18 protein-coding genes and 1 riboswitch are annotated in these 15,421 nt (G+C 67.8%); of the genes, 17 read left to right on the forward strand and 1 reads right to left on the reverse strand.

Annotated elements, in window-relative coordinates:
* From VGF12_RS04710 to nrdR, 3 genes are all read left to right on the forward strand, one after another.
* Positions 1-798, forward strand: a 798-nt coding sequence (locus tag VGF12_RS04710; protein WP_331174889.1) for a lytic transglycosylase domain-containing protein, incomplete at its 5' end; no start/stop codon positions are given.
* 44 nt (positions 799-842) lie between these two features.
* A riboswitch (ZMP/ZTP riboswitch) is annotated at positions 843-956 on the forward strand.
* A 57-nt stretch (positions 957-1,013) separates the two neighbouring features.
* Positions 1,014-2,267, forward strand: a complete 1,254-nt coding sequence (glyA, locus tag VGF12_RS04715; protein ID WP_331174890.1) for a serine hydroxymethyltransferase — start codon at positions 1,014-1,016, stop codon at positions 2,265-2,267.
* Positions 2,268-2,276: 9 nt separating this feature from the next.
* Entirely contained in the window at positions 2,277-2,720 is a 444-nt protein-coding gene (nrdR, locus tag VGF12_RS04720) for a transcriptional regulator NrdR (protein WP_331174891.1), read from the forward strand.
* A gap of 153 nt (positions 2,721-2,873) precedes the next feature.
* Here nrdR and VGF12_RS04725 read toward each other — a convergent pair whose 3' ends face one another.
* On the reverse strand, positions 2,874-3,629 hold the full coding sequence (locus VGF12_RS04725; protein ID WP_331174892.1) for an SDR family NAD(P)-dependent oxidoreductase: 756 nt from the start codon (positions 3,627-3,629) through the stop codon (positions 2,874-2,876).
* Positions 3,630-3,942: 313 nt separating this feature from the next.
* On the opposite strand from VGF12_RS04725, the gene VGF12_RS04730 reads away from it, so the two are divergent.
* The 14 genes from VGF12_RS04730 to tolR all read left to right on the forward strand — a co-directional run bounded on the left by VGF12_RS04730 (position 3,943) and on the right by tolR (position 15,417).
* Complete coding sequence (locus VGF12_RS04730) at positions 3,943-4,836, forward strand: AraC family transcriptional regulator (RefSeq protein WP_331174893.1); 894 nt, start codon at positions 3,943-3,945, stop codon at positions 4,834-4,836.
* Positions 4,837-5,076: 240 nt separating this feature from the next.
* Positions 5,077-5,559: a type IV pilin protein gene (locus tag VGF12_RS04735; protein ID WP_331174894.1), complete on the forward strand. Its 483-nt coding sequence runs from the start codon at positions 5,077-5,079 to the stop codon at positions 5,557-5,559.
* Entirely contained in the window at positions 5,544-6,167 is a 624-nt protein-coding gene (locus tag VGF12_RS04740; protein WP_331174895.1) for a GspH/FimT family pseudopilin, read from the forward strand. Before VGF12_RS04735 ends, VGF12_RS04740 begins: the two co-directional genes overlap by 16 nt.
* Entirely contained in the window at positions 6,158-6,877 is a 720-nt protein-coding gene (locus VGF12_RS04745; protein ID WP_331174896.1) for a prepilin-type N-terminal cleavage/methylation domain-containing protein, read from the forward strand. Before VGF12_RS04740 ends, VGF12_RS04745 begins: the two co-directional genes overlap by 10 nt.
* Before the next feature lie 11 nt (positions 6,878-6,888).
* On the forward strand, positions 6,889-8,238 hold the full coding sequence (locus VGF12_RS04750) for a pilus assembly PilX family protein (protein WP_331174897.1): 1,350 nt from the start codon (positions 6,889-6,891) through the stop codon (positions 8,236-8,238).
* Positions 8,239-8,249: 11 nt separating this feature from the next.
* Entirely contained in the window at positions 8,250-9,599 is a 1,350-nt protein-coding gene (locus tag VGF12_RS04755; protein WP_331174898.1) for a type IV pilus modification PilV family protein, read from the forward strand.
* A 27-nt stretch (positions 9,600-9,626) separates the two neighbouring features.
* Positions 9,627-10,652 (forward strand): bifunctional diaminohydroxyphosphoribosylaminopyrimidine deaminase/5-amino-6-(5-phosphoribosylamino)uracil reductase RibD, encoded by a 1,026-nt coding sequence (gene ribD / locus VGF12_RS04760; RefSeq protein ID WP_331174899.1) that lies wholly within the window; start codon positions 9,627-9,629, stop codon positions 10,650-10,652.
* Positions 10,653-10,676: 24 nt separating this feature from the next.
* A complete protein-coding gene (gene ribBA, locus VGF12_RS04765) occupies positions 10,677-11,771 on the forward strand; it encodes a bifunctional 3,4-dihydroxy-2-butanone-4-phosphate synthase/GTP cyclohydrolase II (protein WP_331174900.1) in 1,095 nt (364 codons plus the stop codon).
* An 18-nt stretch (positions 11,772-11,789) separates the two neighbouring features.
* Positions 11,790-12,263, forward strand: coding sequence for a 6,7-dimethyl-8-ribityllumazine synthase (ribH, locus tag VGF12_RS04770; RefSeq protein WP_331174901.1), 474 nt, complete (start codon positions 11,790-11,792; stop codon positions 12,261-12,263).
* Positions 12,260-12,742 (forward strand): transcription antitermination factor NusB, encoded by a 483-nt coding sequence (gene nusB, locus VGF12_RS04775; protein ID WP_331174902.1) that lies wholly within the window; start codon positions 12,260-12,262, stop codon positions 12,740-12,742. Before ribH ends, nusB begins: the two co-directional genes overlap by 4 nt.
* Complete coding sequence (locus tag VGF12_RS04780) at positions 12,739-13,917, forward strand: pyridoxal phosphate-dependent aminotransferase (RefSeq protein WP_331174903.1); 1,179 nt, start codon at positions 12,739-12,741, stop codon at positions 13,915-13,917. The genes nusB and VGF12_RS04780 overlap by 4 nt, the downstream gene beginning before the upstream one ends.
* Positions 13,914-14,312: a tol-pal system-associated acyl-CoA thioesterase gene (gene ybgC, locus VGF12_RS04785; RefSeq protein WP_331174904.1), complete on the forward strand. Its 399-nt coding sequence runs from the start codon at positions 13,914-13,916 to the stop codon at positions 14,310-14,312. The genes VGF12_RS04780 and ybgC overlap by 4 nt, the downstream gene beginning before the upstream one ends.
* Entirely contained in the window at positions 14,309-14,983 is a 675-nt protein-coding gene (tolQ, locus tag VGF12_RS04790; protein ID WP_331174905.1) for a protein TolQ, read from the forward strand. The genes ybgC and tolQ overlap by 4 nt, the downstream gene beginning before the upstream one ends.
* Entirely contained in the window at positions 14,983-15,417 is a 435-nt protein-coding gene (gene tolR, locus VGF12_RS04795; RefSeq protein WP_331174906.1) for a protein TolR, read from the forward strand. Before tolQ ends, tolR begins: the two co-directional genes overlap by 1 nt.
* Positions 15,418-15,421: the final 4 nt, after the last annotated feature.

A 15,421-nucleotide genomic window follows, 5' to 3' on the forward strand; every position in this document is an offset into this window, starting at 1 on the left:
GCGTCGCTGTTCGTGAAGGACATCGGCAACGGCCTGCTCGTGGTCAGCCACAACACGCTCGCCCTTCTCGGGCTGGCCGTGGTGTCCGTGCTGCTGGTGTTCACGAGCCAGGCGGGCCTGCGCGAGAAGCTGGAATCCGCCACGCTGGGCTGGCTGCACGCCCGCCAGGAGGCCCGCGCGGAGGCCGACGGCAGCGCGCTGCTGGTGCCGGCCGAGCCGGAAGCCATCGCGCGCGCCACCGCCACCGACCCGCGCGGCCTCAGCCGCCAGCAGGCCGCCGTGGCCCACTGGCTGGCACGCCGCTATCGCGTGGCGCCCGAGCCGGTCAGCCGACTGGTCCAGGAAGCCTGGTCCGTGGGCCAGCGCGCCAAGGTGGAGCCGACACTGATCCTGTCGATCATGGCCATCGAGTCGGGCTTCAACCCCTTCGCCCAGAGCTCCGTCGGGGCGCAAGGCCTGATGCAGGTCATGACGCGGGTGCACGATGACAAGTACGAGGCCTTCGGGGGCACGCTCGCGGCGTTCGACCCGGTGACCAACCTGCGCGTCGGCGTACAGGTGCTCAAGGAATGCATCCAGCGCGCCGGCAGCCTGGACGAAGGCCTGCGCTACTACGTCGGCGCAGCCAACCTCGCCGACGACACGGGCTACACCGCCCGCGTGATGGCTGAGCACGACCTGCTCAAGGCCGTGGCCGCCGGCCGTTCGGTGCCGGCCAACGCCACCGCCCGCCCGCCGCTGCGCGAGGCGGCCTCCGCGCCCAGCGGCGAGTCGGCCCAGGTGGCCATGCTGCACTGAACCGTGCCACGACTGCACGCGGCTGGTCGTCGCTGACTTACACTGTCGGCTCACGCGACTGGCGATCAGGGTCACGAGCTGACCCGAGGTGGGCCACCACCGGGGAGCGTGAGGCGGTTCTCAGGAGCCGCTGTCAGCCGTTCGCCTGGGCAGCCTTGGACGTCGCGTCTGCCGCGATCGCCGGGGATTCACCGCCTGACCTTCGGAACACCAGCATGTTTGACCGCACCACCTCCACCCTCGCCCTGGTCGACCCTGAGCTCTGGACCGCCGTCCAGAACGAGACCCGTCGCCAGGAAGACCACATCGAGCTGATCGCCAGCGAGAACTACACCTCGCCCGCGGTGATGGAAGCCCAGGGCAGCCAGCTCACCAACAAGTACGCCGAAGGCTATCCTGGCAAGCGCTACTACGGGGGCTGCGAGTACGTCGACATCGCCGAACAACTGGCCATCGACCGCCTGAAGCAGCTCTTCGGCGCCGAGTTCGCCAACGTGCAGCCCAACTCGGGCTCGCAGGCCAACCAGGGCGTGTTCTTCGCGCTGCTGCAGCCCGGTGACACCATCATGGGCATGAGCCTGGCCGAAGGCGGCCACCTGACCCACGGCATGGCGCTGAACATGAGCGGCAAGTGGTTCAACGTCATCTCCTACGGCCTGAATGCCAAGGAAGAGATCGACTACGACGCCATGGAGGCCCTGGCCCGCGAGAAGAAGCCCAAGCTGATCATTGCTGGCGCCTCGGCCTACTCGCTGCGCATCGACTTCGAGCGCTTCGGCAAGATCGCCAAGGAGATCGGCGCCTACTTCATGGTCGACATGGCGCACTATGCCGGCCTGATCGCCGCGGGCGTCTACCCGAACCCCCTGCCCCACGCCGACGTCGTCACGTCCACCACGCACAAGAGCCTGCGTGGCCCGCGTGGCGGCATCATCCTGACGAACAAGGAAGACATCGCCAAGAAGATCAACTCGGCCATCTTCCCCGGCATCCAGGGCGGCCCGCTGATGCACGTCATCGCCGGCAAGGCCGTGGCCTTCAAGGAAGCCCTCAGCCCCGAGTTCAAGGTCTACCAGGAACAAGTCGTCAAGAACGCCAAGGTGCTGGCCGAGACGCTCATCGAGCGTGGCCTTCGCATCGTCTCGGGCGGCACCGAAAGCCACGTCATGCTGGTGGATCTGCGCCCCAAGAACCTGACCGGCAAGGAAGCCGAGGCCATCCTGGGCGCCGCCCACATGACCTGCAACAAGAATGGCATCCCCAACGATCCGCAGAAGCCCATGGTCACCAGCGGCATCCGCCTGGGAACCCCGGCCATGACGACACGCGGCTTCAAGGAAGATCAGGTGCGCCAGACGGCCCACCTGATCGCCGACGTGTTGGACAAGCCGCACGACGAGGCCAACCTGGCTGCCGTGCGCGCCAAGGTCGCCGCCCTCACGGCCGCCTTCCCGGTCTACCGCGGCTAATCCCTCCCCATGCGCTGCCCGTTCTGCTCTCACACCGAAACCCAGGTCTCCGAGACCCGGGAATCGGATGAGGGCGACGTCATCCGGCGCCGCCGCCGCTGCCTGTCCTGCGACAAGCGCTTCACGACCTATGAGCGGGCAGATATCGCCCTGCCCTCGGTCGTCAAGAAGGATGGGCGGCGCGCCGACTTCGACGACAGCAAGCTGCGGGCTTCCATGCAGCTGGCCCTGCGCAAGCGACCGGTGAGCGTCGAGCAGATTGATGCTGCGCTCAACCGCATCGAGGAGAAACTGCTCGCCAGCGGCGCGCGCGAGATCGCGTCGACGCGCCTGGGTGAACTGGTCATGCGCGAGTTGAAGCGCATCGACAAGGTGGCGTATGTGCGCTTCGCCTCGGTCTATCGCAGCTTCGAGGACGTCGACGAGTTCCGGCAGCTGATCCGGGAAATCTGACCCGGATCGAGCCTTTCCCCCTCGGGGCGCGCCGGCGGATTGACAAGAATGCTCTGCCTGGCCATGACCGCCGGGCCAGCAACGCCAAGCCAGACCGCCATGTCCTCGGGCGCCTTGCCAGGCCGCAGTTGACGAAGGTCGACCCCGTGCCGCCTAGATGACCTGGCCGCCCGAGACTTCGATGCGCTGGGCCGTGATCCAGCGGTTGTCGTCGCCCAGCAGGCTGGCAATCATGGGGCCGATGTCATCCGGAACGCCAACGCGGCCCAGGGCAATCATGTCGGCGAACTGCCTGTTCAGGTCGGGGGTGTCGCGCACGGCGCCGCCCAGGAAATCGGTTTCGATGGCGCCCGGAGCCACCGTGTTCACAGCGATGCCGCGACTACCCAGTTCCTTGGCCATGCACACGGACAGCGTCTCGACTGCCCCCTTGGCGGTCGAGTAGGCGGAGAAGCCGGGGAACGACACACGGGTGAGACCGGAGGAGATGTTCACGATGCGGCCTCCGTCTGCCAGAACCGGCAGCAGCGCTTGCGTCAGGAAGTACACGCCCTTGACGTGGACGTTGAAGAGCGCGTCGAACTGGGCTTCCGTCGTCTCGGTGAATGACGCCATGTCTCCGTGCCCCGCGTTGTTGACCAGGTGGTCGAAGGTGTCACGGCCCCAGGTGGTCTTCAGGGCGCTGCGGACCTTCTCGGTGAAGGCCTTGAACGTCGACACGTTGCCAACGTCGAGCCGCAGCGCCACGGCTTTGCGGCCCAGGGCTTCGATCTGCGCCGCGACTTCGCGGGCCTCGGCTTCGCCGCTGCGGTACGTGATGATGACGTCGCTGCCTCGGCGGGCGATGTTCAGCGCGGTGTTGCGACCCAGGCCGCGGCTGGAGCCGGTGACGATAGCGATCTTGCTCATGACTTTCCTTTCGAAGGGGGGGCTGACGGAAATCAGTGTCCGATCAGCCCGCATCGGAAGGTTGCGGGTTCCTCGCCACTTCTTGCTCATTCCTGCAGATCCCCGTGCCAAGGGGGTCTCGTCGCGGCACTCGCGCCTGAGCAACCTCAAAGACGCTCTGGCTGAAGCGCCCGCGCGGATTCAACGATCGACCCAAATCCGCCTGGCGAGTGTCAAACGACCCCGCGCGACAGACTTGCCTGAAGCGCGCAACGTTTTGCCGATTCCTCCGACACCCATTGCGGGCGTTCAGGCCAGCCGCTACCGTCCTGCCATGACCGACACCCTGCTCCATGCGGTCCGCCGATACGCAGACTTCCATGCAGACGCCAACGGCATGGCAGCCACTCCCATTCCCGGCCTCACCCTCGTTCGCGCCACCTCGCCGGGTGAGCTGCAATATGCGATCGCACGGCCTTTGCTTGCACTGGTGGTCCAGGGCAACAAGCGCGTCTTGATGGGCACGGGGTGCTTTGACCTCTCCCCCGGCGACTCCATGCTCATCTCCGCGGATGTCCCGACGGTGAGCCAGGTCACCTGCGCGAGCGCCGGCGCGCCCTACTTCTCCCTCGTTCTGGACCTCGACCAGGCCGTCACGGAGCAGCTCATGGTTGACGTCAACGTCGCGCTGGGAGCCCGGACCGCGCCGTTGAGCGTCGAGCCCACCGACCCGGATGTTGCGGACACGGCCCGGCGTCTGGTGCGTCTGCTCGACCACCCCACCGCCGTCACTGTCCTGCAGGCGCAGCTCGTGCGCGAGATGCACTACTGGTTGCTGGCCGGGAGGCACGGCCCGGCCCTGCGCAATCTTGGAACGGCAGGCAGCAACGTGCAGCGGGTGTCGCGCGCCGTCGCCCTCATCCGCGCGGAATACGACCGCCCCCTTCGCGTCGAGCGCCTGGCGGAGGCGGCCGGGATGAGCCCCTCCAGCCTTCATCAACACTTCAGGTCCCTCACCTCGCTGTCGCCGCTGCAGTTCCAGAAGCAGCTTCGTCTCATCGAGGCCAGGCGACGCATGCTCAATGAAGGCGCCTCTGCCAGTGATGCGGCGTATTCGGTGGGCTACGAGAGCGTCCCACAGTTCACGCGAGAGTACGGGCGAATGTTCGGCGCGCCGCCGGCGCGGGACGTCAGGCAGGCGAAGACCCGGATGCCGGTCACGAACTGACCCGGCAGCCGTGCTGGCGAGGCGCTGCGACGCCATCCCGTCGGCGTGGCACTGGGGCGATGTCTTCCCGGCCGCCGGGATGTGCAACCCCAGAGGGGCCGTCTGCGCCAAGAAAGCGCGACATCCTCCATGGTTGCCCGAGCCCCTCATTCATGGTGGTCGCCGACCAACGGCGCCGTTTGGCGGACGAGCGGCGCCGATGCCTCCGGGGTGCCACGGGTGCGTCCGGAGAATCGAACGATGCAATTGTCTGGCCGCCCACGACGCCGGGGCTTCACCCTGATCGAGCTGATGGTCGTGCTCGTCATCGCCGGCATCATCGCGGCCATCGCCTATCCCGCCTATACCTCCCAGTTGCAGCGGGGCCGGCGGGCGGACGCCGTGGCCGCACTGACGGCCGTCATGCAAGCTCAAGAGCGCTATCGCGGCAACGTCACCACGTACGCCGACGACTTGTCGAAGCTGAAGCTCGACATCTCCGCGATCACGCCGCACTACGAAGTCACCTTGGCCGGCGTCACCCCCGCCGGCGGGGCCGGCCCCAGCTTTGAGGTCGGTTATGCGGCAACGGCCAAGCAAGTCAGCGCTGCCGAGGGCGGCAAGCAAAGTGGCGACGCCACCTGCCGGACCTTCACCGTGACCTTGACGGGCGCGATCCCCAAGTACACGGCCACGGGCGACCCCAACAACACCGATACCACGGCGGCGTGCTGGCCGAAGTGAGCATGGCAGAGGTTTCGCGTCTTCGCCGCTGGACCCAGGGCCTGACCCTCGTCGAGGTCATGATCGGCGTGGGCGTGCTCGCCATCCTTATTGCCGTGGCCGTGCCCTCGATGATGGATCTGCTGGAACGGCGCCGGGTGATCGCGACGGCCAACGAAGTGATCGGCGTTCTGAACTACGCCAGGGCGGAGACCAATGCGACCAATACGGCACTGGTCGTCCGCTTCGATCCCGATCCCGAGACCGACCCGAGCAAGGCCCTGAGTTGCGTCGCCGTCACGACCAAAGAGACGGCCTCCAACTCCTGCAAATGCTATCTGCCCGAGGCGACCCTTTGCCAGGGGGCGTTCGCCCCGCGCCTGCTGCGCCTCTACAAATTGCCGAAGACCAACGTCAAATTTGCTGCCAGCGCCGCGCACTGGAACGCCACCGCGGAAAACCAGATCAAGTTCACACGTGACCAGGGCGGCATCGTCGCTCAAGGCTTCCAAGTCGACGTCGTGGGCACGAAGAGAGGGCACGCGCTGCGCGTGGAGGTCAACCCGGCGGGGCGCGTCATCGTCTGCGCGCCCAACGGCGATTTCAGCGGATACGCCAAATGCAGTTGAACGTGAAGAACGGCCAGCGGGGCCTGGGATTGGTCGAGCTGATGGTGGGCATCACCGTCGGGCTCATCGTGGCTGCGGGCGCCTCCATGGTGGCGGTGCGGCAGATCACCGAGCACAGGCGGCTGATGCTGGAGGTCCAGATCCAGCAGGACCTGCGCGTCGCCGCGGACCTGCTGCAGCAGGACGTGCGCCGCGCCGGCTTTCGCGGCCTGCCCGCCAATGGCGTCTGGGAACCCGCGCGAGGCACCGGGACCAGCAATGCGACGCTTGCCAAGAGCGCCGTCGCCAGCCCCTACATCCCGATCACCCAGACCAAGGCTGACGGCAACGACATCTTCTACCAGTACGCCCGAACCCAGCCGGGAGCAACGAACTACAACGCGACCAACGACCTCAAGGACAACGAACAGTTTGGCTTCCGCCTGTCCAGCAAGAAGAGCCTGGAGATCCAGCTGGGCTTGAACAATTGGCAGCCGATCACTGATCCGGAATCGGTGCTGATCGAGGATTTCAAGGTGGAGATTCAGAGTCAGGAGATCCCGCTCGACGATTTGTGCGACTGCGCGCCCGGAAGTTGCCCGACGCAAACGGTGCGACTCGTCAAGTTCACTTTGGCCGGCGTCGCCAAGTCCGACAGCAGCATCAAGCGCACGGTGAGCGTCAGCGAGAGGATCCGGGCGGATGACGTGAGCGGAGCGTGCCCGTCATGAGGTCGATGCGAATGCCCCTGCCAGCCCTGGCGCAGCCCCGGCCCTTTGCCGCGCGGATGCCAGCTCGTGCCGCCGAGCGCGGCGCGGCCACGCTCATCATCGTCATGGTGCTGTTCCTCGTCATGGCCCTGCTGGCCGCCTACGCCAACCGCAGCCTGGTGTTCGAGCAGCGCATTTCCGGCAGTTACTACCGCGCCAGCATGGCCCAGGAACTGGCCGAAGGCGGCATGGAATGGGCGCTTGCCATGTCGAACAGCACCGGCATTGACGACAATTGCCAACCGGTCGCGACGGGCGGGGAGCGATTCATCGATCGCTACATCACCGTCTCTGCGGCGGATCGGGACATGAAGGCCCGCAATGCCACGGTCAACCAGCGCAGAGACGTGGTGGCGGACTGCGCTCAGACGCCGACCGGTCTGGTGTGCCGATGCCCGGCGCGCGGCACCCGCACCGCTCAGCCCACCACGGCGGAAGCCGGTGCCCTCGTCCCCAGCGTCGGCATCTCCATGGGCATCGACGACCCGACGTTCTTTGGCAGTTTCGGGGTGCGCAGCCTGGGCTGCTCCTACAGCAGCGTCGACCAGTGCAGGGACACGCGCGCGCTGAGCCAGCGGGCCGCCGCCACGTCCGTACAGACCGCTGCGCTGGCCATCATCGGCGCCGTCCCGTCGTCGCCGGCCAGTCCCTTGACGGTTCGGGGCACGTTGACCACGGCCGGCAGCGGCGGGCTCGGTCTGCACAACACGGACGCCCGTTCCGGCGGGCTGCTGGTCTTGTCGGGCGGCCCGATGCCCGCGCTGGACGACGGCCGCATGGACAGCCTGCCCGGCACGCCCGCCCATCAGATGTATGTCTTTGACGAACCGACGTTGAAGACCGGCAGCAGCCAGGGGGACCGGGACCGGCTGTTCCAGACCTTCCTGGGCATCAAGCCCGCGAGCTACCGCCACCACCCGGCGTTGCGCGTGGTGGCGTGCACGGCCGGCGATTGCGGACTCGATCTCGAGACGGCCTACAACGCCGGCAAGCGCATCGTCTGGATCGATGGCGACATGACGATCGCCTCGAATCGCGACATCGGCACGGTGACGGACCCGATGCTGATCATCGTCAACGGCAACGCGACGCTGGATGGCGCGATGAAGCTCACCGGCATGCTGGTCGTGCAAGGCGACCTGGTCTGGAACAACGGCAGCAGCCTGTCGTTGATCACCGGCAGCGTGGTGGTGACCGGAGACATGGCCACCGATGGGCGGATGGACATCCGCTACATGAGCGGCGTGGCCGACCAACTGCGCAACCGCATCGGCAGCTACGCCCGCGTCCCGGGTGGCTGGATCGACACCGACATGCAATGACCGGAACGCCGATGGCCAAGCCCTCCTCCATCCGCCGCACCGCGGACCGTCAACGCGGCGTCACACTCATCGAAGCCCTGGTGGCGTTGCTGGTGATGTCCTTCGGCATGCTGGCCCTGGTCAGCCTGATGAGCAATCTGCGCCTGAGTGCCGACATCGCCAAGCAGCGCAGCGAGGCCATGCGGATCGCACGCGCCGACTTGGCCGAGATGCGCGCCTTCTCGAAGCTCGACCGACCGGCGGGCTCGGTCGGGGGGACGACCGCCTACTTCACCGACATCGTCGACGACACGAAGTCGATCCCGCCTCCCGACTCGAGCGTCAACACGACCTATGTGAGGGAGCGCATCGTGACTCAGATGATGGACGATGCCTCGCCGACGGCACTGCCCATCGCCAAGGAAGTCCACGTGAGGGTCAGCTGGACGGATCGCGCGGGCGAGCCTCAGTTCGTCGCCCTGGACACGATCATCGCCCGCGTCGACCCCATCTTCAGCGCCGCCGTGGGCTTCGCCCCGCGCACAAGTCCGATTACCCAGCCGTCCGGCCGCAACCCCGTCATCCCGGCTGCCGCGACGAAGATCGACAAGAACGTCAGCGCCTTCCGCCCCAGCGGCTTGGGCCAGACCGTCTGGGTGTTCAACAACGTCACGGGTGTCGTCACCAGCGTCTGCAGCATCGAGGTCGGCACGACCACCTTCGCGGCGGACGTCTCCAACTGCGTCAACACCACCACGGGCACCGCGAGCTATCTGCTCAGCGGCGTCGTGCGCTTCTCCAACACGGACCCGGCCAACCCCGGCGCGCCGGAAGCGACGGCACTGCCCATCGGCCTTGCCATCGCCGGCGGCAGCTTTTCCGTGCCCCAGCTGGACGGGAGCGGCCTCACCAAAAGCGGCACCTCGGCGATCGTGGTCAACGCCCCAGTGATGACCAACGCCAATTCGCTGGCACCCAAGACCTACACCTGCTTCGACGACTACGCCATCAGCGGGCCGGCCCAGGGCTTCATCAATTACCACTGCCTGGTCACGCCGGACGCCAGCGTCGGTACTGCGCCCCGTGCCTGGTCCGGGCAGCTGCAACTGACGGGCCTGAGCATCGGAACGAGCGCGGGGCAGTACCGCGTGTGCCGCTACAGCGCCGACTACAACGGCAACGGCAGCAACCTGCTTGCGGATGGCAAGACGATCGACAACGCGGAGCACCCGCTGGCCTACGCCAACGTCATGGGTTCATTGACACGACAGAATTTCCTCGTGGTCCGCGGCAACGTCGCCTGCCCCACCGCACCGAACGTCGACGCGAACGCCGGCATCTTCGCCGACTACAAAACCGTCCAGCTTCAGCCCACGCCTTGAACACCGTGCGATGGCTAGACTGACCGGATGCCAGACATCCCCTCAGCGCTTCGACAAGCCCTCGCCCTCGCCGAACAAGCCATCGGCCTGAGCGACCCCAACCCTCGTGTCGGTTGCGTCATCCTGGCGCCTGACGGTCGTGAACTGGGCGCCGGGCATACCCAGGCCGCCGGGCAGGCCCACGCCGAGGTCATGGCGCTGCGGGATGCCACCACCCGCGGCCACGACGTCCGGGGCGCGACGGCCATCGTCACGCTGGAGCCCTGCTCCCACCATGGCCGCACGCCGCCCTGCTGCGACGCGCTGATCGCCGCAGGCATCGCCCGCGTCGTCTGCGCCATCGAGGACCCCAATCCCCAGGTCGCCGGCCAGGGCCTGGCACGGCTGCAGGCAGCAGGCATCCAGGTCGAGCGGGCCGAGCCCGCCATGGCCGAGGCCGCCCGCGAACTCAACATCGGCTTCTTCTCGCGCATGCAGCGCGGCCGCCCCTTCGTGCGCCTCAAGTCGGCCGTCTCGCTGGATGGCCGCACCGCGCTGCCGGACGGCCGCAGCCAGTGGATCACCGGCGAAGCCGCCCGCATCGACGGCCATGCCTGGCGCAAGCGCGCCGGCGCCGTGCTGACCGGCATCGGCACCGTGCTGGCGGACAACCCGCGCCTGGACGTGCGCCTGGTCCCGACGGCCAGGCAGCCGCTGCGCCTCGTGCTGGACCCGCAGGGCCGCATGCCGGCCGACGCCCGCATGTGGCAGCCACCCGGCCAGACGCGCATCGTCGGGCCCGGCCGTGCCGATCTGGCCGCCCTGCTCACGGAGCTGGGGGGCGAAGGCATCAACGAGTTGCACGTCGAGGCCGGCCCGACACTGTCCGGCGCATTCCTCGACGCCGGCCTCGTCGACGAGCTGCTGATCTATCAGGCGCCCCTGCTGATCGGCGAGGGGCGCCCGCTCGCGGCGCTGGCGCCGCTGGCCAAGCTGGGGGAGGCCCGCCGCTGGCAACGGGTGGAGGCCACGCCCGTCGGTCAGGATCTGCGCCTGCGGCTGCGACCAACCTAGGGTCGCCACCTACAATCGCAGGCTATGCCCATCTCCCCCATTCCCGAGCTGGTCGCCGAGCTGGCCGCCGGCCGCATGGTCATCCTGGTCGACGAGGAAGACCGCGAAAACGAGGGCGATCTCGTCCTCGCCGCAGACCTCGTCACGCCCGAGGCCATCAACTTCATGGCCAAGCATGGCCGCGGCCTGATCTGCCTGACGCTGCCGCGCGAGCATTGCGAACGCCTTCAGCTGCCGCCGATGACGCGCCGCAACGGCACCCAGCATGGCACGGCCTTCACCGTTTCCATCGAGGCGGCGACCGGTGTCACCACCGGCATCTCCGCCGCCGACCGGGCCCGCACCGTGCAGGCTGCCGTCGCGCCCGGCGCCAAGGCCAGCGACCTGGTCCAGCCCGGCCACATCTTCCCGCTGCAGGCCCAGGACGGCGGCGTGCTGATGCGCGCCGGCCATACCGAGGCGGGTGGCGACCTGGCGCGCATGGCCGGCCTGTCGGCCACGTCCGTCATCTGCGAGATCATGAAGGACGACGGCACGATGGCCCGGCTGCCCGACCTGGAGATCTTCGCCAAGGACCACGGCCTGAAGATCGGCACCATCGCCGACCTCATCGAGTACCGCAGCCGCCACGAGAGCCTGATCACCCGCGTGGCCCAGCGCCGCCTGAACACGGCCCAGGGCGAGTTCGATTGTCAGGTCTTCACCGACCGCACGGGCGGCACCCACCTGGCGCTCAGCCATGGCGCCTGGCAACCCGGCGATGAAGTGCTGGTGCGGGTGCATGAGCCGCTGTCCGTCATGGACCTCATCGAAGCCGGTTCCTGCGGCCACTCCTGGGCCCTGCCCGCCGCACTGGCAGCGCTCCAGGCGAGCCCCGCCGGCGTGGCCGTGCTGATGAACTGCGGCGAGGATGCCGCCGGCGTGCTCGCCCGCGTGCAGTCCCGCGAACCGGCAGCGCCCAAGGGCGTCATGGACCTGCGCATCTATGGCGTGGGTGCCCAGATTCTGAAGGCCCTGGGCGTGCACCGCATGAAGCTGCTGGGCAGCCCGCGCCGCATGCCCAGCATGACCGGCTATGGCCTCGAAGTCACCGGCTTCGTCGCTCCCCCTTCCTGCTGAAACCTCCGGAGGCACGCGATGCAAGGATCCGAACAAGGCCGGCCCGGCTTCGAGGGCGCTCTCGATGGCGGCGAACTGAGCATCGCCATCGTGCAGGCTCGCTTCAATGACGCCATCACCTCGGCCCTGGCCAGCGCCTGCCTGGCCGAGCTGTCGGTGCTCGGCGTGCCGGCCGAGGCCATCCGCCACGTGACGGTGCCGGGTGCACTGGAGGTGCCCCTGGCCCTGCAGGCACTGGCCGAGAGCAATGACTACGACGCGCTGATCGCGCTCGGCTGCATCATCCGCGGCGAGACCTATCACTTCGAGCTGGTGGCCAACGAGAGCGGTGCCGCCGTCACCCGCGTCGGTCTGGACCATGGCATTCCCATCGCCAATGCCATCCTGACCGTCGAGAACGAAGCCCAGGCCTGGGCCCGCGCCGAGCCCAAGGGCCGCGACGCCGCCCGGGTCGCCGTCGAGATGGCCAATCTGCTGAAAGAGATCGAGTGAACGCCACTGCTGCCAAGACCGCGGCCAAGACCGCCGCAAAACGTGCCCCCGCCAAGTCCGCCCGCCGCCGTTCGCGCGAGGCCGCGGTGCAGGGCCTCTACCAGTGGCTGCTGACCGGCGAGGACATCGGCGCCATCAACGCCCTCGGCCGCGAGCAAGAGGGCTACGCCAAGCTCGACGTCAAGCACTACGACGCGCTGCTGTCGGGCTGCGTGAACGAGGCGGCTGACCTCGACGCCATCCTGTCCCGCCACGTGGACCGCAAGACCACCGAACTGTCGCCCATCGAGCACGCCATCCTGATGATCGGTGCGTACGAGCTCAAGCACTGCGTCGACATCCCCTACAAGGTCGCCATCAACGAGGCGGTCGAACTGGCCAAGTCCTTCGGCGGCACCGATGGCCACAAATACGTCAACGGCGTGCTGGACCGAGCGGCCGTGGACCTGCGCCCTGTCGAGGTCACCGCGCGCCGATGAAACTTGCCGCGCGGCTGTCCCGCATCGAGCCCTTCTATGTGATGGAGCTGGCCAAGGCTGCGGCGCAGGTCGCGGCCGGCCCGCTGTGTGATCCGGCCCAGGGCGGCCGGCGCATGATCCGACTCAACATCGGCGAGCCGGACTTCGGCGCCGCGCCGGCGGTACGCGATGCAGTCGGTGCGATCGCCCAGGGGCCGACGCCCTACACCGATGCCCTGGGCCTGCCGGCGCTGCGCGAGGCGATCTCGCGTTGGTACGGCCAGCGCTTCGGGCTTGCCATCGCGCCCGAACGCATCGTCATCACAGCGGGCGCCTCGGCCGGTCTGCAGCTCGCCTGCCTCGCCCTCTTCGAGCGCGGTGACGAGGTGCTGATGCCCGACCCCTGCTACCCCTGCAACCGCCACTTCGTGACGGCCGCCGACGCCACGCCGCGCCTGTTGCCCACGGGTGCGGCCGAGCGCTTCCAGTTGGGAGCCGCCCAGGTGCGCGAAGCCTGGTCGCCGGCCACGCGTGGCGTGCTGCTGGCCTCCCCCAGCAATCCCACCGGCACCTCCATCGCGCCCGAGGTTCTGGCCGACATCGCCGGCTTTGTGCGCGAGCGCGGCGGCGTCATGGTCGTCGATGAGATCTACCTGCCGCTGAGCTTCGAAGCGCATTTCGGCCACAGCGCCCTGGCCCTGGGCGACGACATCGTCTCGGTCAACAGCTTCTCCAAGTACTTCGGCATGACCGGCTGGCGGCTGGGCTGGCTGGTCCTGCCTCCCGCGCTGGTGCCGGCCATCGAGCGGCTGGCGCAGAACCTCTACATCTGCCCGTCCACGCTGTCGCAGATGGCCGCGCTGGCCTGCTTCGAGCCGGCGTCCATCGCCGAGTTCGAGCGCCGCCGCTCAGTGCTGAAGCAGCGCCGCGACTACATCGTGCCGGCGCTCAACGCACTGGGCCTCTCCGTGCCGGTGCCCCCGGATGGCGCCTTCTACGCGTGGATGGACATTTCGCGCTTCCACGTCGACAGCTGGACATTCGCGCATGAACTGCTGGAGCGTGCCCAGGTCGCGCTGACACCCGGCCGTGACTTCGGCATCGCCGACCCGCAGCGCTGGATGCGCCTGTCCTTCGCCTCGTCCATGGAAGACCTCGAGGAAGCCGTCGCCCGCCTGCGCGAGGTGCTGGCATGAGCAGCTTCCAGTTCCCGGTCCGCGTCTACTGGGAAGACACCGATGCCGGCGGCATCGTCTTCTACGCCAACTACCTGAAGTTCTTCGAGCGCGCCCGCACTGAATGGCTGCGCGCGGCCGGCGTCGAACAGCACCAGTTGCGTGAGGACACAGGCATCATCTTCGTCGTGGCTGGCACCAGCCTGCGCTACCTGGCGCCGGCGCGGCTCGACGACATGCTGACCATCACCGTCGACCCCCTGCCCGCCGGCCGTGCCAGCCTCGTCGTGCGCCAGCGCGCCGTGCGCGGTGACACGCTGCTGTGCGAGGGCGAGATCCGCATCGGCTGCGTGCGCGCCGACGACCTGAAACCCCAACGCCTGCCCGACAGCGTCGTGGCAGCGATCACCGCATGAACCAAGACCTCTCCATCGTCTCCCTGATCCTGCACGCCAGCTTTGCGGTGCAGCTCGTCATCGCAGGCCTGCTGCTCGTGTCGCTCGCGAGCTGGAGCGTCATCTTCGGCAAGCTCATCGGCCTGGGCCAGATCAAGCGCCGCAACGACGCGTTCGAGGCGGAGTTCTGGAGCGGCAAGAACCTCAACGACCTCTACCAGTCGGTCGGAAACCGCCAGGATGGTGCACCGCTGGAACGCATCTTCGCGTCAGGCATGCGCGAGTTCCTGAAGCTGCGCGAGAAGCGCGTGACCGACGCCGGTGCGCTGCTCGACGCGGCGCGACGCGCCATGCGGGCCAGCTTCCATCGGGAGCTTGATGCGATGGAGAGCAACCTCTCCTTCCTGGCCTCGGTCGGTTCCGTGTCGCCCTACGTGGGCCTGTTCGGGACCATCTGGGGGATCATGCACGCCTTTGTGGGTCTGTCCAACCTGACGCAGGTGACGCTGGCTACCGTCGCGCCCGGCATCGCGGAGGCGCTGGTCGCCACGGCCATCGGCCTGTTTGCCGCCATCCCGGCCGTGCTGGCCTACAACCGCTTCGCCCGTCAGATCGACCGCAGCGCGATCACGCTGGAGACCTTCATCGAGGAGTTCTCCAACATCCTGCAACGCAACGCGACGCAACACTGATGGCTTCCGTCTCCGCCCGCGGCGGCCGCCGGCGCCGCACGATGAACGAGATCAACATGGTCCCGTTCATCGACGTGATGCTGGTGCTGCTCATCATCTTCATGGTCAGCGCACCGCTGATCACGACCGGCCTGGTGGACCTGCCCAGCGTGGGCAAGAGCCGCCAGCAGCCCGAGCACGTTGTCCAGATCATTGTCGGCACCGACGAGAAGCTCAAGATCAAGGTCGACCAGCTGGAGCCCGAGTCCATCCCGGCCAACCGGCTGGCCGAGCGCGTCAAGAAGGCCCAGGGGCGCGACGCGAACAACCCCGTCGTGATCTCCGCCGACAAGAACGTCAAGTACGAGGCCGTCGTGCAGGTCATGGACACGCTGCAGCGTGCCGGCATTCAGCGCGTGGGCCTGGCCGTGAAGAGCGGCGCGTCCAGCCAGTGATCAA

It is taken from the genome of Roseateles sp., assembly GCF_036404855.1.
In the GTDB taxonomy this organism is placed as follows: domain Bacteria; phylum Pseudomonadota; class Gammaproteobacteria; order Burkholderiales; family Burkholderiaceae_C; genus Pelomonas.

Coding starts and splice junctions, on each gene's coding strand:
- glyA (WP_331174890.1), top strand. CDS start 1,014: ATGTTTGACCGCACCACCTCCACCCTCGCCCTGGTCGACCCTGAGCTC.
- nrdR (WP_331174891.1), top strand. CDS start 2,277: ATGCGCTGCCCGTTCTGCTCTCACACCGAAACCCAGGTCTCCGAGACC.
- VGF12_RS04725 (WP_331174892.1), bottom strand. CDS start 3,629: ATGAGCAAGATCGCTATCGTCACCGGCTCCAGCCGCGGCCTGGGTCGC.
- VGF12_RS04730 (WP_331174893.1), top strand. CDS start 3,943: ATGACCGACACCCTGCTCCATGCGGTCCGCCGATACGCAGACTTCCAT.
- VGF12_RS04735 (WP_331174894.1), top strand. CDS start 5,077: ATGCAATTGTCTGGCCGCCCACGACGCCGGGGCTTCACCCTGATCGAG.
- VGF12_RS04745 (WP_331174896.1), top strand. CDS start 6,158: ATGCAGTTGAACGTGAAGAACGGCCAGCGGGGCCTGGGATTGGTCGAG.
- VGF12_RS04750 (WP_331174897.1), top strand. CDS start 6,889: ATGCCCCTGCCAGCCCTGGCGCAGCCCCGGCCCTTTGCCGCGCGGATG.
- VGF12_RS04755 (WP_331174898.1), top strand. CDS start 8,250: ATGGCCAAGCCCTCCTCCATCCGCCGCACCGCGGACCGTCAACGCGGC.
- ribD (WP_331174899.1), top strand. CDS start 9,627: ATGCCAGACATCCCCTCAGCGCTTCGACAAGCCCTCGCCCTCGCCGAA.
- ribBA (WP_331174900.1), top strand. CDS start 10,677: ATGCCCATCTCCCCCATTCCCGAGCTGGTCGCCGAGCTGGCCGCCGGC.
- ribH (WP_331174901.1), top strand. CDS start 11,790: ATGCAAGGATCCGAACAAGGCCGGCCCGGCTTCGAGGGCGCTCTCGAT.
- VGF12_RS04780 (WP_331174903.1), top strand. CDS start 12,739: ATGAAACTTGCCGCGCGGCTGTCCCGCATCGAGCCCTTCTATGTGATG.
- ybgC (WP_331174904.1), top strand. CDS start 13,914: ATGAGCAGCTTCCAGTTCCCGGTCCGCGTCTACTGGGAAGACACCGAT.
- tolQ (WP_331174905.1), top strand. CDS start 14,309: ATGAACCAAGACCTCTCCATCGTCTCCCTGATCCTGCACGCCAGCTTT.
- tolR (WP_331174906.1), top strand. CDS start 14,983: ATGGCTTCCGTCTCCGCCCGCGGCGGCCGCCGGCGCCGCACGATGAAC.